15 protein-coding genes are annotated in these 15,354 nt (G+C 66.6%); 4 read left to right on the top strand and 11 right to left on the bottom strand.

All coding sequences use genetic code 11. The features are described from left to right. Nucleotide 1: 1 nt before the first annotated feature. From AC51GT_RS10825 to lysX, 4 genes are read right to left on the bottom strand one after another with little or no spacing between them, the layout of a single operon-like run. Nucleotides 2-1,432 (bottom strand): sensor histidine kinase, encoded by a 1,431-nt coding sequence (locus AC51GT_RS10825; RefSeq protein ID WP_496328749.1) that lies wholly within the window; start codon nucleotides 1,430-1,432, stop codon nucleotides 2-4. Continuing rightward, entirely contained in the window at nucleotides 1,429-2,148 is a 720-nt protein-coding gene (locus AC51GT_RS10830; RefSeq protein WP_496328750.1) for a response regulator transcription factor, read from the bottom strand. The genes AC51GT_RS10825 and AC51GT_RS10830 overlap by 4 nt, the downstream gene beginning before the upstream one ends. A 12-nt stretch (nucleotides 2,149-2,160) precedes the next feature. Further along, complete coding sequence (locus AC51GT_RS10835) at nucleotides 2,161-2,895, bottom strand: hypothetical protein (protein ID WP_496328751.1); 735 nt, start codon at nucleotides 2,893-2,895, stop codon at nucleotides 2,161-2,163. A 17-nt stretch (nucleotides 2,896-2,912) separates the two neighbouring features. Further along, nucleotides 2,913-6,263, bottom strand: a complete 3,351-nt coding sequence (gene lysX / locus AC51GT_RS10840; protein ID WP_496328752.1) for a bifunctional lysylphosphatidylglycerol synthetase/lysine--tRNA ligase LysX — start codon at nucleotides 6,261-6,263, stop codon at nucleotides 2,913-2,915. Nucleotides 6,264-6,326: 63 nt separating this feature from the next. On the opposite strand from lysX, the gene AC51GT_RS10845 reads away from it, so the two are divergent. Genes AC51GT_RS10845 through AC51GT_RS10855 form a run of 3 tightly spaced genes read left to right on the top strand, consistent with a single transcriptional unit; the run spans nucleotide 6,327 to nucleotide 8,651 of the window. After that, nucleotides 6,327-6,548 carry an RNA-binding S4 domain-containing protein gene (locus AC51GT_RS10845; protein WP_110259450.1) on the top strand — a complete coding sequence of 74 codons (222 nt, stop codon included), beginning with the start codon at nucleotides 6,327-6,329 and terminating at the stop codon, nucleotides 6,546-6,548. Between the two features lie 49 nt (nucleotides 6,549-6,597). Next, entirely contained in the window at nucleotides 6,598-7,086 is a 489-nt protein-coding gene (gene rraA / locus AC51GT_RS10850; RefSeq protein ID WP_496324501.1) for a ribonuclease E activity regulator RraA, read from the top strand. Between the two features lie 11 nt (nucleotides 7,087-7,097). Then, nucleotides 7,098-8,651, top strand: a complete 1,554-nt coding sequence (locus AC51GT_RS10855) for a succinic semialdehyde dehydrogenase (RefSeq protein ID WP_496324502.1) — start codon at nucleotides 7,098-7,100, stop codon at nucleotides 8,649-8,651. A 32-nt stretch (nucleotides 8,652-8,683) separates the two neighbouring features. Here the strand turns inward: AC51GT_RS10855 and AC51GT_RS10860 are convergent, their stop codons facing one another. From AC51GT_RS10860 to AC51GT_RS10885, 6 genes are all read right to left on the bottom strand, one after another. Continuing rightward, nucleotides 8,684-9,226, bottom strand: coding sequence for a hypothetical protein (locus AC51GT_RS10860; protein WP_496328753.1), 543 nt, complete (start codon nucleotides 9,224-9,226; stop codon nucleotides 8,684-8,686). A gap of 112 nt (nucleotides 9,227-9,338) precedes the next feature. Next, nucleotides 9,339-10,262, bottom strand: coding sequence for a CopD family protein (locus tag AC51GT_RS10865; protein ID WP_496328754.1), 924 nt, complete (start codon nucleotides 10,260-10,262; stop codon nucleotides 9,339-9,341). Between the two features lie 4 nt (nucleotides 10,263-10,266). Further along, on the bottom strand, nucleotides 10,267-10,779 hold the full coding sequence (locus AC51GT_RS10870) for a copper resistance CopC family protein (RefSeq protein ID WP_496324505.1): 513 nt from the start codon (nucleotides 10,777-10,779) through the stop codon (nucleotides 10,267-10,269). Next, the gene (locus AC51GT_RS10875; protein WP_496328755.1) at nucleotides 10,776-11,462 is read right to left on the bottom strand and encodes a YcnI family copper-binding membrane protein; all 687 of its coding nucleotides are present in this window, start codon (nucleotides 11,460-11,462) and stop codon (nucleotides 10,776-10,778) included. Before AC51GT_RS10875 ends, AC51GT_RS10870 begins: the two co-directional genes overlap by 4 nt. A gap of 73 nt (nucleotides 11,463-11,535) precedes the next feature. Beyond that, on the bottom strand, nucleotides 11,536-11,919 hold the full coding sequence (locus AC51GT_RS10880) for a hypothetical protein (RefSeq protein ID WP_496328756.1): 384 nt from the start codon (nucleotides 11,917-11,919) through the stop codon (nucleotides 11,536-11,538). Nucleotides 11,920-12,017: 98 nt separating this feature from the next. After that, nucleotides 12,018-12,713 carry a DUF6474 family protein gene (locus AC51GT_RS10885; RefSeq protein ID WP_496324508.1) on the bottom strand — a complete coding sequence of 232 codons (696 nt, stop codon included), beginning with the start codon at nucleotides 12,711-12,713 and terminating at the stop codon, nucleotides 12,018-12,020. A 141-nt stretch (nucleotides 12,714-12,854) separates the two neighbouring features. On the opposite strand from AC51GT_RS10885, the gene AC51GT_RS10890 reads away from it, so the two are divergent. Continuing rightward, a complete protein-coding gene (locus AC51GT_RS10890; protein ID WP_496328757.1) occupies nucleotides 12,855-14,492 on the top strand; it encodes a TM0106 family RecB-like putative nuclease in 1,638 nt (545 codons plus the stop codon). A gap of 48 nt (nucleotides 14,493-14,540) precedes the next feature. Here the strand turns inward: AC51GT_RS10890 and AC51GT_RS10895 are convergent, their stop codons facing one another. Further along, nucleotides 14,541-15,236 (bottom strand): hypothetical protein, encoded by a 696-nt coding sequence (locus AC51GT_RS10895; RefSeq protein ID WP_496328758.1) that lies wholly within the window; start codon nucleotides 15,234-15,236, stop codon nucleotides 14,541-14,543. Between the last annotated feature and the right edge of the window lie 118 nt (nucleotides 15,237-15,354).

The following is a 15,354-nucleotide window of genomic DNA, read 5'->3' on the forward strand; positions in this document are numbered from 1 at the left end:
ATCAGCTGACGGTTTCGTCGGCAACGGGAAGAACCACCGTCACGACGGTACCCACGCCCGGCTCGGACGTCACCGTGGTCGTCCCGTTGTGTGCCTTGACGATGGCCTTGACGATCGCGAGCCCCAGGCCCGAATGTCCCTGTGTCCGCGCGCCACCGGGTTCCGCCCGCCAGAAACGGTCGAACAGGTTCTCCAGTTGGTCGGGAGGGATCCCATCTCCGTGGTCGCGCACCTCGACTCGGATGTCCGGCCCGGTCGTGACCAGGACCTCGATCGGCCGGTCGGTCGGCGTGTGCTCCTGAGCATTGCCGATGATGTTGCCGAACACCTGCCGAAGACGATGCGGATCGCCGAGGACCGGGGCCGGGCCGGTGCAGCGGAAGAAGATCTCCCGTTCCGGGGTGACGACCCGGGCATCGGACACCACTTCGCGGACCAGATCGCCCACATCCATCCGGGTCAGGTCGAACGGCACCCCGGCATCGGTGCGGGCGAGCAAGGTCATCTCATCGAGCAGATGACGCATCCGCCCGGTCTCCGCCTCGAGCCGGGCCACCATCAGGTCGATGTCGTCGGCGCTGGTGAGGCCGCCCTGGAGATAGTGATCGATCCACGAACTCATCGTGGTCACCGGTGCCCGGAGTTCATGGGAGGCGTCCGCGACGAAGTTGCGCATGCGGTGCTCGGCGTCCTGACGGGCTACGAAGGCGGTCTCGAAAGCAGTTGCCAGAGCGATGATCTCGGCGCCCGAGTTTGATCGGGCCACCTGTGAGACGACCGTCTGCATGTCGTCCCCGTCGGGGGTGGCCGCAGCGTCGGCCATCACCTCCAACGGCCGCAGCCCGCGCCGCAACAGGTAGGCGCCGAAACCGCCGACCACGATCATCGACGCGAAGGCGCCGGCGACGGTATACCAGAGCAGGCGCTCGACGAGCAGATCGTTGTCGCGTTGGTCGAGGCCGATGATCAGATCCGTGACCTCCACGGTCGAGGCGTTGTCGACGATGACGATCCCGGGTGCCGGAATGCGGGTGACGGCGTAATTCTCGGATCCCACGGTGATCCGCTTGGCCTGGCCGGCTGCGAGATCCGCTGTCGCGCGCACGAACGTGGCCCGCTCGGCCGATGTCAGATCGCTGCCGGCCGATCCGATCATGTGGCCTTGGCCCGCGGAATCGACGACGACGAACACGGCGAGAGAAGGGAGTAGGGCCGCAACCTGCTGCGCCGGGACCTCGATGGGTGAGACCGCGGACAGTGCGGCCTCGATGCGATCCGACGTGTTGATCAGTTGCGCGTTGGCGCGGTCCTCGAGGTAGTCGCGGACCAGGACCACACTGAGCAGTGGCGCGACCAGAGTGATGACGACGGTCAGCAGTCCCAGGGTCACGCCGAGGCGGAAACGGAGGGTCCGCGGGGTCCGACTGCTCACCGGGACGCGTCCATCGTGTATCCGAATCCGCGGACCGTGTGGAGTAACCGCGGATGGTCGGGGTCGTCGATCTTGCGCCTGATGTTGGAAACGAACCGTTCGACGACGTTCCCGTCCCGGCCGAAATCGTAGCCCCAGACCTGATCCATGATCTGCGATTTGGACATGACGTGTCCGGCGTTCACCATCAGATACTCCACCAAACGGAACTCCGTGGCCGACAACGAGATCGGCGCGTCACCGCGGGTCAGCCGCCGGCCGCCGCGATCCATCCGGAGATCACCCACCTGCAGAACATCCTGGGGCGGACCGCCCGAACCGGCGCGCCGGATCAACGCGTCGATGCGGGCCAGCAACTCGGCCATGCTGAACGGCTTTGTCAGGTAGTCGTCCCCACCGAGCCGCAGGCCGCGAACCCGGTCCTCGATTGCGCTCCGAGCGGTCAGGAACAACACCGGGGTGTGTTCGTCGCGGCGGCGGATCAGCTGCACGACTTCGAAACCGTCGAGGCCGGGCAGCATCACGTCGAGGATGACCACATCGAACGGCTCCGCCAACGCCTTCATCGCGTCGGTCCCGGTGGGCGCGGACACCACCTGGTAACCGCTGAACTCGAGCGATGAGGTGACGATCTCGGTCAGCTCCGGATCGTCGTCGATCATCAAGACCCGTGGCGCCGGGTCCTGATCATCGCCTGTCGTGTCGCGCTGGCCCATCGCGTTCGGAGCCTACCTGCGCCCGCCCACCAGGTCTCGCATCTGTTCCCGGCGATCGACGTACTTCCCGTAGCGCCGGCGGGCCCGGTCGATCTTTGCCGGCGAGTAGAAGCGCCTGGCCCAGTACGAATCAGGATGGGCCAGGCGGATCGAGCCGAAGAACCCCAGCAGTGGTACCGGCAGACCGATCAGACCGGTGGCAACCTTGCCCTTGAGCAAGCAGATGACCGTATAGAGCAGGTGGGCCACCACGCCCGCCGCGACGAGGGTGCCGCCCAGGGCATTCGAGTGCGGTTCGTTCTCCCCGATGGGAGAGGTGGCGATGAGCATGGCCAGCCCCACCACGGCAGCGATCATCACCGCGTCGATCGACTTGCGGCCCTCCTCGGTCCAATAGACGTCCTCCAGGTGCAGCCACAGCGCGAACTCGTCGAGGGCCAGCGCCGCCCCGATTCCGAACAGGGCGGCCAGTACCTCGAGCCACGGCGCTTCCGGCCGGAACCTGAACTCGAGCAGCGCACTGACAAGAACCAGCAGGATGCCCCACACCTGGTGATGGATGTGGACGCCACCGATGTAGATGTCGTTCACCGGGCCCGAGCCGAGGTCGTTGTCGGGGTTGTTCTTGCGGGCCTTGATGGACAGTGTCACCCGCCGGGTGATCCCGTACGCGATGATGAAGCCGATCAAGGCCGCCAGTGCGGCCGAGCGGCCGGTCTCGACCACATGTGTGTGAAACCAGTTCACGAGCTCTAACCGCCGCTCTACTTGGGTTTCGCGAGGGGGAATGCGAGCGTCTCGCGGATCGACTGCCCGGTCAGGAGCATGACGATCCGGTCCACGCCGATGCCCAGACCGCCGGTCGGCATCATCCCGTGTTCGAGGGCCTGCAAGAAGTCCTCGTCGAGTTCCATGGCCTCGGGATCACCGCCGGCCGCGAGCAACGACTGCTCGGTGAGGCGTTTGCGTTGCTCCACCGGATCGGTGAGTTCGGTGTAGGCGGTGCCCAATTCGACGCCCCAGGCGACCAGGTCCCAGCGTTCGGTGACACCCGGAATGGTCCGGTGCTGGCGGGTCAGCGGTGACACCGACGTCGGGAAGTCCTTGTAGAACGTCGGGAACGTCGTCTGGTCTTCGACGAGGTGCTCGTACATCTCGAGCGCCACCTGGCCGGCATCCCAGTCGTTGCGGTACGCGATGTCGTGCTTGTCGCACAGCTCTTTGAGGTACTCGACCTCCGAGTACGGGGTGACCTCTTCGCCGATCGCCTCGGACACCGCGCCGTGCAGTGTCTTCACCGGCCATTCACCGGAGATGTCGACCTTCTCGATCTCGCCACCGGGGCCTTCGATGAAGACCACCTGCTCGCCATGTGCGGCGATGGCGGCGTTCTGGATCATCTGCCTGGTCAGGTGCAACATCCGGTCGTAATCGCTGTGTGCCTCATAGGCTTCCAAGCTGGTGAACTCCGGGTTGTGTTTGAAGTCCACACCCTCGTTGCGGAAGTTGCGGCCCATCTCGAACACCCGCTCCATGCCGCCGACACAGAGCCGTTTGAGGTAGAGCTCGGGCGCGATGCGCAGGTAGAGATCGAGATCGTAGGCGTTGATGTGGGTGCGGAACGGTGCTGCGTTGGCGCCGCCGTGGATCTGCTGCAGGATCGGTGTCTCCACCTCCAGGTAGTCCCGGCCGGAGAGGAAGTCACGCATCGACTTCACGATCGCGCTGTGGACCCGCATCAGCTCACGGGCCCGCGGATTGACGGTGAGGTCCACATATCGTTGGCGAACCCGGGCTTCGGGGTCGGTGAGCCCACTCCACTTGTCCGGCAACGGATGCAGGCACTTGCCGAGCATCCGCCAATCCTTGGCCAGCAGCGACAACTCGCCCTTGCGACTACGTCCGACGGTACCGCTGACCTCGATGAGATCGCCGAGATCGACGATGCCCGCGAGATCGAGCGCGTCGGGCTTGAGTGCACTCGAATCCACCAGTACCTGCATGTCGCCGCTCCAGTCGCGCACATCGCAGAACACCACCTTGCCGAAGTCGCGCATCCGGATCACGCGTCCGGCGATGCGGCCGGTGGTGCCCTCGGGCGCGGCCACCGCCTCGGCGATGGTGTGGGTGGGCGGATAAGCCGGTGGGTACGGATCGATCCCGGCGGCGGTCAGCTCGTCGAGCTTGGCCAGCCGCACCCGGACCTGCTCGGGGCGGCGCGGGCCGCGATGCTCTGCCTCGCCTTCGCTTTCGATCTGTTCGGCGATCTGCTCGATGTCCACGCCCGGCGGGATCGACGACGAACCACCGGTGAAGTCGCCACCCCTGTCGAACTTGGGCAGCTTCACGAAACCTTCGTTGACCACCGCCGCGAGACCGACGCGCGGAACCGTTCGGGCGTCCTCGAAACAGAGGAAACGTGGCACCCACTCGGGCTGGTACTTGGCGTTCGACTTGTAGAGCGACTCCATCTGCACGTACTTCGAGGCAAAGGTCAGCGCGCCGTACATCGCTCGCATGATCGGGCCGGCGCCGATGGTGCCGCCTTCTTCGAAGACCGCGCGGAAGGCCGCGAAGTTCATCGAGATGTAAAGGATCCCGAATGCCTCGGCATTCTCGGCGAACTCGGTCACCATCGTCTCGGTCAGGCCGTTGATCGAATCGTGGTCGCGCCGCATCACATCGAGCGAGGCGCCGGTGGCGCCCCACGGTACGAACGAGAGCATGCCGACGACCTTCTCGTCATTCGTCCCGGCATCCTGAACGGCTTCGACGAGGATCGAACGACCGTCCTCGGGGTCGCCGAGACGGCCGAGGGCCATCGAGAAGCCGCGCTCCTCGTCGGTGTCCCGCCAGGCGTCGGCGCGAGCGATCATGGCGGACATCTGTTCTGGCGTCAGGTCCTCGTGCCGGCAGATCCGGACGGTGATCTCGGCGCGCTTGGTCCGCGCCACCGACTGCCGAACCGCTTTCATGTCAGGCCCGTTGAGGTTGTAGCCGCGGGCGTGGATGATCGCCTCGTCGCCGATGTTGAGTGTTTTGAGTCCGGCGGCGGCCCAGTGTTCGGCGCCGGTGACACTGACCCCGATCGCGCCCGGATGCCAGCCGTACCGGTCGCAGACCTTGAGGAATTCGGCGATCGCGTCCGGCCAATATTTCTTGTCGCCGACCGGATCTCCGCCCGCCATCGCGGTGCCGACCTCCACGCGGTAGGTGATCGCCGCCAATCCGTTGGGGGCGAACACCACTGCCTTGTCGTGCCGCGTCGAGAAGTAGGCCAGTGAATCGTCGCCGCTGTATCCCTTGATCAACAGGCGGATCAGGCGTTCGTCGTCCGGCGTCATCGAGTTGTCCGAGCGCTGCGAACGGAACAGGATCAGCGCCGCGGCGATGAGCGCAAGCGCACCGAGGACGCCGAGCAGGGTGTCGATCGGCTGATACGAGTGGTACTTGTCGTAGTCGGTCGAGATGTCGACAGATCCAAACGTCACAACATGATTGATCGCATATGGCAAACGGTGGGACTGCGGAAGTGTGTTCGGCCAGATCTCGACGAGCGCCCACCCGATGAGTGATGCGGCGACCAGGCCGGCGACCAGGACCCCGAGGGCGCGCCAGACCGCGCCGCGGCGGACCTTTGTATAGAACTGCTGGTAGCTGGCAACGAGATACGCCAGGGCGAGCAACTGGAGCGCGAGTCCGATGAAGATGTTGATCCGGACAACGGTGTTCACACCGTTCTCGGACGCCAACGGTTCGAACAGGTAGACAACGTTGGCCGTACCGAACACCAGGATGTAGGCGACGGTCAGCCACCACGCGATGCGCTTGCGGGAGGCGAGCGCAAAAGCCAAGAGCGCCAGCACAAGAGCCCATGCCAGGCTGGTGTCCGGCGCCGAGACGATGTAGTTGTCGATGTACTCGCGCGGTACTTCGGTGAGGCGCCGGAACTGGTACGAAAGGCTGCTGAGCAGGGAGATCGCGGCCAGAACGCCGACAAGCCGGCTGGTGTGGCGAGGAGCATTCCGGAACCATCCCGCATGCGGTGTCAATCTCGATGGTTTGGCAATGGGTGAGCTTGTCTCGGTGATGATTTCGGGTGTTTCGACGCTCACAGGTGGGTGCCTTTCCGCAGCTGGTCCGTAACAACGTTAACGTGCGGGTGAGAGGATTGGATCGTGAGCCGACAAACAGTTCCCATCCGTGATGACTCGATCCGTCTGGGCCAGTTCCTGAAACTGGCCAATCTCATCGAATCCGGGGCCGAGGCCAAGGAGGTGATCGCCGACGGCCTGGTGAGTGTCAACGGTGAGGTGGAGACCCGACGTGGACGGCAGCTCGTCGTCGGCGACGTCGTGGAGATCGGTGGCTTCGAAGCCGCCGTGGGGCCGCCCGAGTGATCGGCACCGTTATTACCCGCCGGTAGGAAGTGTCGTTAGGCTGGGGCCCATGAGCGAAACGACGTTTGTACCAACCGCCGACCTCGTCGATGAGATCGGCCCGGATGTCCGCAGCTGTGATGTCCAGTTCACCCAGTACGGCGGCACCCGGGAGTTCGTCGGACCGGTCACCACCGTCAAGTGCTTCCAGGACAACGCGCTCCTGAAGTCGATCCTCTCCGAACCCGGCAACGGGGGCGTCCTGGTGATCGACGGGGCGAACTCGTTGCACACCGCGCTGGTCGGCGACGTGATCGCCGAGCTCGGCCGCAGCAACGGATGGTCGGGGATCATCATCAACGGGGCGATCCGGGACTCCAAGATGATCGGTGGGATGGAGATCGGCGTCAAGGCGCTCGGAACCAACCCGCGCAAGTCGACCAAGAGCGGCGTCGGCGAACGCGATGTCCCGATCGAGCTCGGTGGTGTCACATTCAATCCAGGCGACCTCGCCTACAGCGATGACGACGGCATCGTCCTCGTCGCGCCTGCAGAGTAGGGGTGAGCACCATGGCAAAACCTGATCAGAGCACGTTCGACCGGCTTCGTGAGCTGGTCGCGATAGACGATGTCGAGCACCGGCCGACCCGGCCGGTGCTCGAGGCATTCAGTGGCACCGAGATGACGACGATCCCGGTGGGTACCGCAGACGACGTCACGGCCGCCTTCGAGAAGGCCCGGATCGCGCAGGCGGAGTGGTCGAAGCTCTGGCCCCGGGAGCGGGCCCGGGTCCTGACCGATTTTGCCGACCTGGTGATGAAGAACCGGGCCGCGCTGGCCGACATGGCGCAGGCCGAGACCGGCAAGGCCCGCGGATACGCCCAGGAGGAAGTGCTGGATGTGGCGATGACCGCCCGGCACTACGCCAAGACCGGCCCCAGGCTGCTGGCCGCGGGCAGGGTCAAGGGAATGCTCCCCGTCGTGACCGACACCCGGGTGCGATACCAGGCAAAGGGCGTGGTCGGGGTGATCTCGCCGTGGAACTACCCGATGACACTGGCGGTGTCCGACGGTCTGGCCGCGCTGATGGCCGGCAACGCGGTGGTCCTCAAGCCCGACAGCCAGACGCCCTACTGCGCACTCGCGGTGGTCGAACTGCTCTATCGAGCCGGTCTGCCCCGGGAACTGTTCGCGGTGGTGCCCGGACCGGGATCGGTGGTGGGCCAGGCGATCGTCGCCCACGCCGACTATCTGATGTTCACCGGCTCCTCGGCCACCGGCGCCCAGCTCGCCGAACAGGCCGGACGCCGGCTCATCGGATTCTCCGCCGAGCTCGGTGGCAAGAACCCGATGATCGTCACCAAAACCGCCGACATCGACAAAGCGGTCGAGGGGGCGGTGCGCGCGTCCTACTCCAATTCGGGACAGCTCTGCATCTCGATCGAACGGATCTATGTCGAGAACTCCGCGGCCGCCGACTTCGCGGCGAAGTTCGCCCGCCGGGTTGCCGCCATGACCATCGGCGACGCCTACGACTTCTCCACCGAGATGGGATCGCTGGCGTCGGCGGCGCAGGTCGACACGATCGAAGCGCACGTCGAAGACGCCAAGGCCAAGGGCGCCACCGTCCTTGCCGGAGGCAGGCGGCGTCCCGATCTCGGCCCGTTCTTCTATGAGCCGACGGTGCTGGCCGGTGTGGAAGAGGGCATGGACTGCTACGCCGCCGAGACCTTCGGTCCGCTGGTGTCGATCTATCCGGTCGAGTCGGTCGATGAGGCGATCGAACGGGCCAACGACACCGAATACGGTTTGAACGCAAGCGTTTTTGCCGGGTCGTCCGAAGAGGCCAGAAAGATCGCCGCAGAACTACGCGCCGGAACCGTCAACATCAACGAGGGTTACGCGGCGGCCTGGGGATCGACCGCTGCCCCGATGGGTGGCATGGGCCGATCCGGTGTGGGGCGTCGCCACGGTGTCGAGGGACTGCTCAAATACACCGAACCGCAGACCGTCGCCGAGCAACGCATCATCGGTCTCGGCGGCATCAAGGGCGTCCCGCGTTCGCTGTTCATGCGGATCGTTCCGGTGTTCGTCAAGTCGCTGAAGTTCCTGCCCGGCCGCTGATCCGTCCGCGACCGGGCTGGAACGACAGATCGTCAGGAGCCCGGTCGACGGCGGCGGACCACCACGATGGCGACGGCCAGCAGCGCTGCGACCAGCCAGCCGAGCTCCTTGCGTGGCGACGGTCGGGTGGCGGGCAGCGGAGTCGGCTCGGTCTGCTTGAGGGCGGTGAATCGAGACGGCTGTTCGGGGGTGGGTGCGGCCGGAGTCCCGGTCGGTTCGGCCGCCGGTTCGGTGCTTGCGACCGGTGTGGGCGGCACCGTTGCGGGCGGCTCGGCCGGTCCGTTGGCGGCCACCGCCTGGGCCGGGGTGGACTTCGGCGGGGCCGTGTTGCGCGGCTTGTCGGGTCCGCGCCGGACCGGGGGCTTCTGGGAGCCGGCCTTTTTGGCCGCAGTCTTCTTGGCCGGTGCTTTCTTGGCCGGGATCTTCTTTGCGGGTGCCTTTTCGGCGGCCGGTTTCTTGGCGGCGGCCTTCTTGGCGGGAGCTTTTTTCGGCGGCGCCTTCTCGGGCTCCGGCGGGCGTCCGGGCGTACCGTCCGGTTGCGGCTCGGATGCGGGCTGTGGGTCCGGGTCTGCCATGCGGTGCTCGCTTCTTCGCGGGATCAGACGAACAGGGGTGGTTTCGGCGGGGGCGGACCCCCTACTGCGTCGGCGGGTGCAGACAATCATGCCTGTCCCGAGCGCGGGCGGCTCAGTTGGGTGCGGTCGATCCCAGGCCGGCGGCCAGTCCGATCACCACGGCCATGACCAGCACCTCGGCGACAGCCAAACGGAGAGAGGACGTTTCGGGGAAGCGGTGTCCGGCGGCCGCCGGTACCCAGCGTTTGCGCAGATAGATGGCGCAGATCAGCAGCATTGCCAGTCCGGCCGCCTTCGCCAGGAGGATCCGCCCGTACCCGGTCGTCCACAGCTCCGACAGCGAACCGAGCTGCAGGACTGCGGCGACCACACCGCTGCACACCAGCGCGAGTACGCACCACTGGGCGTGACGAGAAAACCGCGGTAGTCCCCGCGCCCACGCCTTGCGGCCGCGGGCGGTCAGGGCCAGCGCGATCAGGGCCCCGCACCACCAGGCGGCGGCGAGGACATGGACCGCGAGCACTGCCACCCCGCCGGTCTGTCGGCTCAGATGTCCGGTGATCGGCACGATGACCAGCCCGAGGGCCGCCAACGCGGCCGCGGCCTCCGGCGCCACCAGGTTCGGCCGGCGCATCCAGACGATGGCCGCGATGCAGATCCCGACCGCACAACCGGCGCTGATGATCGCCGGAGTGGCACCGCCTGCTTCGACGAAGTCGCGGACCCCGAGGGCGGTGGGGGACTGCCCGACCCGCTCGGCGGCATGTAGCCAGGCCGCCAGCACTGCGGCGACGGCCCACAGCCCCGCCGCCCCGGACATGAGCCGCAGTGCAGTCGGGTCGGCGGGGTCACCACCGAGGTGTCGAAGTCCGGTCAGTCCGAGGACGGTCATCGCGGCGACGAAGGCGACCGCCTGGGCAAGAGCATCGGGCTCGGGTCCGGCCGGGTGCGCGACCAACGCGGCCAGCGCGGCCCCGACACATGCCGCGGGTACGGCACCGAGCAACCACTCGCGCCGTGCCGTACCCGCAGTCATGTGGCTACTTCTTGCGCTGCGGCCGGAGCGCAAATGCCAGGCCGCCGGCGAACAGCACCACCGCGCCGACGATGAACGGCCACACCGGAACTCCCGACGACGCCGAATCACCGTCGTCGACCGCTTCACCGGGCGTGCCCTGGCCCTCGGTGGTCAGCGTGAACGTCAGCCGGCCCTCCACCGGGTGGCCGTCGGCCGAGGTCACCCGGTAGTTGATGGTGTAGACGCCCGTGGGCCCCAACTCGGAGACCGGTGCACTCATCGTGCGGCCGGTGACCGTGGCTTCGCCGGATTGCCAGTAGTGCTCGTCCGGTCCGACCACGGTCAGGCTCGGAAAGCTCTCCTGCATCGGCTCGTTGAAGGTCAGTGTCACCTTGGACGGTCCGACCGCCAGCGACGCGCCGTCGGCGGGATCCGAGCTGATCAGCGCTGCATGTGCCGACGCGATCGGGGTATTGGCAATACCCGCCAACACCGCGAAGACCACCGCGCCCAGCGTGAGGACGATGCGCCTCATCGGCGTGAGCGCAGCAGTGCGCCGATACCGATACCGATACCCAGTGCGCCCAAGGCGATTCCGATGCCGCCGAGCCAGCGCGCGGTGTTGTCTTCGGAATGCTCATCTGCGTCGGAGTGGGCATCCTCGCTCGCCGAATCGCCGCCGTGGCCGTGACCGTCGGCGGACTCCGCACCCAGCGTCACGGTCGGGGCGGGCTTGTCGGGCTCGGGCTCACCTTCGCTGGTGGGCTGATCCCAGTTGACGACCTCTCCGTCGGAGTAGGTCTGCACTGCCGGGAACTCGACGGTCTCCTGCTTGGGCAGCGGACCGGCCGAGAGCGGGAACTGCATGAACTCGCCGGGCTGAATGCCCGGATTGCCCTCGACCGCAGTCCAGGTCACCGACGTCGCCTCCTCGGTGGTGGCGTCCCTGGTGATCTCGGCGGTCCAGCCCGGAATGGGCTCGGTGCGAGCGGATTTCAGGTTCGGCAGGGTCACGCTCACCGAGATGGTGCCGGCAGTGTCCGATTCGTTCGGAACCCGGAAGTTGATGACGCCGTAGCCGCCCTGGGTGAGGTTTTCGCCGACGGCGCTCACGTGCGCCGAAGCCGAACCCACACCGAGCAGTGTGCCGGACCCGACGAGGGCGGTGGTGGCGATGCCGGCGCCGATGAGCCGGGCCCGCCGCGAGAATGAAGACATGCGTGATTCCTTTGGTAGAGAAGAGGTGTCATCACCCGACCAGGTTGCCGGGTGGTGAATGTGGCGAGTGGAATCAGCTCGCCGGTGGACCTCGAACCCCGATGCCTCCGGGGGCGATCAGGGTGATGAGCGGTTCCGGGGCCGGGGTTTGCGATGCACCCGGCCGATTGCGGTCCGTGATCGGTACGCCGATCAGGAATCCGAGCCCCCGCAGGACCGAGGTGATCACCTGGTACAGGCGGTCGGCACCGGAGATCAGCAAGGCGCATAACGGAATTGCGATGAAGTGCGTGATCAGCATCGCGGCGGTGTTGCTCTGGTGCGCCATCGTCATCGGCTCGGCGACCGCCGTGAGAGACACGTGCGCGGCAACCTGGGTGCCGGTCAGCAGGACCAGGAATCCGGCCGCGGTCATCAGGTGCCTACTCAGGGCTCCGGCGGCCACACCGAGCAACATCAGCAGGAGCAGCCCCGGGGTGCCCGGGAGATGGCCCGACGCCGCACCGTGGGCGGCAACCGCCAGCGCCGGTGCGGTGAGCGCAACTGCCAGTGGGGTCAGGGACGTACTCCGAGTCGTGCCAGCAGATCGGCGTCGATGGCCTCGAGTTCCCGAGAAATGGCCGCGTGCGCGCTACGACGTCGTGCGGCGGGCATCGTCTCGGCGGCGGCCACCGCTGTCGACAGGTCGGACAGACGCTGATTCATGATCGTCGTGAAGGTCTTGGTCTCGGCGTCCGCGGGGTGCTTGGCGGCCAAGGTCTGCAGCGACTCGTTGGCGCCGGCGATCCGGGCCGACAGCGCCGCGCCGTGGCCGCTGTATTTGTTCAGTTCGGCAACCGGCACCCCGGCGCGATCGGCCTGGATGCGGCTGATCTGTTCCCGCGCGGCGGTACTGGCGCGGTAGGCGAGCGGCACGAGGACCGGGGACAGCACCTTGGCAACCGACAGGTAACGCTTTACGCGCGTGGGCGAGAGCACTTTGCCGTCGGCGACGGCCTTGGCATTCGCCTGGGCGATCTTCAGGTTGGTCGAGTTGGTCGCCTTGGTGAGCTTGGCGGCGTTCTTCTCGGACTTCGCCTGTGACTTCTGCGCCTTCTTGGCGAGCTTGCGCTGTTGCTTGAGTCCGGCCTTGGCGAACTTGCGCCCGGACTTGTCTCCGAGGCGCGCTTCGAGCTTGGCTTTCGCCTTGAGTGCCTTGGCCTGGGCTTTACGCTCCGCCCGACTGATGCGTCCCGACTTGAACAGACCCATACGGTTCAGACCCTCTCGTAGTGACCACCCGCCTCGCGCCATCTCAGGCGGCCTGCACAATTGTCGTGCAGTTGCGGTACAAGCATTACATAGCGTGGGTCCGGCGCATGCACCGCTGACGCACACGAGAGGATGGTGGTGATGGCAATTCGTTCATCGGTGCCATCCGGCCCGAAAAGACCCCCGTTGCTCAGTCCTCGCGATCTGAGTGGATGCGAGCATCGGCTCGCCCGCGATTCCCTGTTTCCCAAGGTGGAGTCGGTTCCCGACGACCCGTCGGTCGTGTTGCGCAAGGAAGCGGCCGCCGCGCACCGCGAGCGCGTCCGGGACATGCTGCACGGACTGCACGCCGCAGAGCTGCACCGCTGGGCCGACGTCAGTTCGGGCCAGACGATGCGGGCGCGGATGAAGGCGACCGTCTCTGCGATGAACGCGGGCGCCAAGTGGATCTGGGGCGCCACCCTGCCCGACGATCCCGAGGCCGGTCGCCGCGGCTGGGCAGAGCTGCTGATCAGGGTGGATTCCGGCTTTGTGCCCGTCATCGTGGTGAATCACAAATCGTTCGATCCCGGTTCGGGCGCAGTGACCAGCCCGGTTTGGGGATGGGTGCCGGCACTGGACGAGACGCGCAAGGTGCGCGGCAATGCCCGCGACACCATCCGTCTGGCACATCTGTACCGGATGTTGCAGACCCTCGGCATGGCCGCGGCCACACCGGCCGGTGGCGTCATCGGCCTCGACCCGACCGCGATGGTCGTCCATGACCTCAGCGACACACTCGTCCGCTACGACGAGCTGTTGACCCGCCGACTGGCGATCGCCCGCGGCAGGGTGGCGACCGCGCCGTCGCGGATCGGCGAGTGCCGCAATTGCGTCTGGTGGAGCGCCTGCGGGCCCGAACTCGAGCAGGCCCACGACGTGAGCCTGGTGGTCAATGGCAATCTCACCCAGATGCTCGCCACGGTCGGGGTGCGGACCATCGACCAGCTCGCGGCGTACGACGGCCCGCTTCCGGAGGGACTCTCCAGTCTCGAGGATCCGATCCTGCTGGCCCGGGCCTATCTCGCCGATGTGAAGCTGATCCGCCGGATGCCCGACGTCGAGGTGTCCCGCGCCGATGTCGAGGTCGACATCGACATGGAGAGCTACCAGGACGACGGCGCGTATCTGTGGGGCACGCTCCTGACCGACAACACCGATCCGTCGCGCCCGGTGCGGTACATCCCGTTCGTCACCTGGACACCGTTGCCGACCGTGGACGAGGCACGATCCTTCGCCGAGTTCTGGGGCTGGCTGATGACGGAACTGCAGACGGCCATTGCTGATGGCAAATCATTCGCGGCCTATTGCTATTCGCAACAGGCCGAGAACAGATGGCTGCTCGGTTCGGCCGATCGATTCGCCGGATATCCGGGGATCCCCACCCGCGACGAGGTCACCGCGTTCATCAATTCCGAGCACTGGGTCGACATCTACGAAGCGGTGAGCCGCAATTTCCTCAGTCCCGAAGGAAAAGGCCTGAAAAAGATCGCACCCCATGCGGGCTTCCGGTGGCGGGATGACGAGGCCGGCGGTGAGGCGTCGATGCAGTGGTATCGCCGGGCGGTCGGACTCGACGGCGACGAGGTCGACCACACCCAGCGCGTGCGGTTGCTCGAATACAACGAGGACGACGTCCGGGCCACCAAGGCGTTGCGGGAGTGGATGGACGGCGGGGGAGCGCAGCACATCCCGCTCGGATCAGAGCTGCCGGCGCCGGACCTCGCATCCGACCACTGACTCCCCCCGCGGGCGGTGTGGTCGTCGGTCCGGATGCCGGTGGTGCCGTCAACTCCGAAGTGCGCCACGCAGTGATTCAAGGAACGAGCCACTGCCCAGGAGTGCGAGCGCCCCGAGGATGAGCAAGCCCGCAGGCGCGAGATCGCGTGCGGTGTCCGCGCCGGCACAGCCACCCGAATTGGTGGTCCCCACAAGGCATTGCGCGGAGGACGATACCGGATCGATGGCTGTGCTGACGGGTGCGAGGGTCGTGTCCACCGGGTTCTGCAACGGTGGACTCCGGCGGGTCGCTGCTGTCGGGGCGGGCGCACTCGTCGCGGGTTCGACCGTCGGGACGGACTCGACGGCGATACCGCCACCGTTGGTGCCGCCACCACCTCCCGGACCGCCGCCGGTCGGCGCGACCGGCGCGAGGCCGGCGTCCCGATCCAGGGGTGTTGTCGGGGTGTTCTGCTTCGGTGGCTGTCCGGGCGGCCTGGTCGCGGTCTGCTGCGAGTTGTTGCCGGAAGACGTCGATGTGGCGCCCCCGCCGGTCGGCGGGTCATAGGTCGGAGCCGGCGGCCGGGCCGGTGCCGTCGGGGTGTTCGTGGGTGACTCCGGATCGACGGGGATTTCGATGCCGGTGGTCGGACTCGTCTCGGTGGCCGATGTGGTTTCGGTAGCGCCGGCCGGCGTTGTCGTGGGGTGATCCTCGCAGTTCGACCATGCCGGATTGCAGTGTGCGGACGCGACAGAATTGGTCACCAGCAGGGAAACGCCGCCAATGAGCAAAGCTAAGGTTCCGAGGAATACCGACCACTGCAGGGTGCTGACCCGACACGCACGGTGCTCCGGCATCGATCCTCCAGGTCGGCTTCCACAA

This window comes from Williamsia sp. z34 (assembly GCF_059553395.1).

Excerpts from the sequence above, each read along its gene's own strand:
- rraA (WP_496324501.1), top strand. The coding sequence starts at position 6,598 with ATGAGCGAAACGACGTTTGTACCAACCGCCGACCTCGTCGATGAGATC.
- AC51GT_RS10865 (WP_496328754.1), bottom strand. The coding sequence starts at position 10,262 with ATGACTGCGGGTACGGCACGGCGCGAGTGGTTGCTCGGTGCCGTACCC.
- AC51GT_RS10870 (WP_496324505.1), bottom strand. The coding sequence starts at position 10,779 with ATGAGGCGCATCGTCCTCACGCTGGGCGCGGTGGTCTTCGCGGTGTTG.
- AC51GT_RS10890 (WP_496328757.1), top strand. The coding sequence starts at position 12,855 with ATGGCAATTCGTTCATCGGTGCCATCCGGCCCGAAAAGACCCCCGTTG.
- AC51GT_RS10875 (WP_496328755.1), bottom strand. The coding sequence starts at position 11,462 with ATGTCTTCATTCTCGCGGCGGGCCCGGCTCATCGGCGCCGGCATCGCC.
- AC51GT_RS10860 (WP_496328753.1), bottom strand. The coding sequence starts at position 9,226 with ATGGCAGACCCGGACCCACAGCCCGCATCCGAGCCGCAACCGGACGGT.
- AC51GT_RS10880 (WP_496328756.1), bottom strand. The coding sequence starts at position 11,919 with ATGTTGCTCGGTGTGGCCGCCGGAGCCCTGAGTAGGCACCTGATGACC.
- AC51GT_RS10885 (WP_496324508.1), bottom strand. The coding sequence starts at position 12,713 with ATGGGTCTGTTCAAGTCGGGACGCATCAGTCGGGCGGAGCGTAAAGCC.
- AC51GT_RS10830 (WP_496328750.1), bottom strand. The coding sequence starts at position 2,148 with ATGGGCCAGCGCGACACGACAGGCGATGATCAGGACCCGGCGCCACGG.
- AC51GT_RS10855 (WP_496324502.1), top strand. The coding sequence starts at position 7,098 with ATGGCAAAACCTGATCAGAGCACGTTCGACCGGCTTCGTGAGCTGGTC.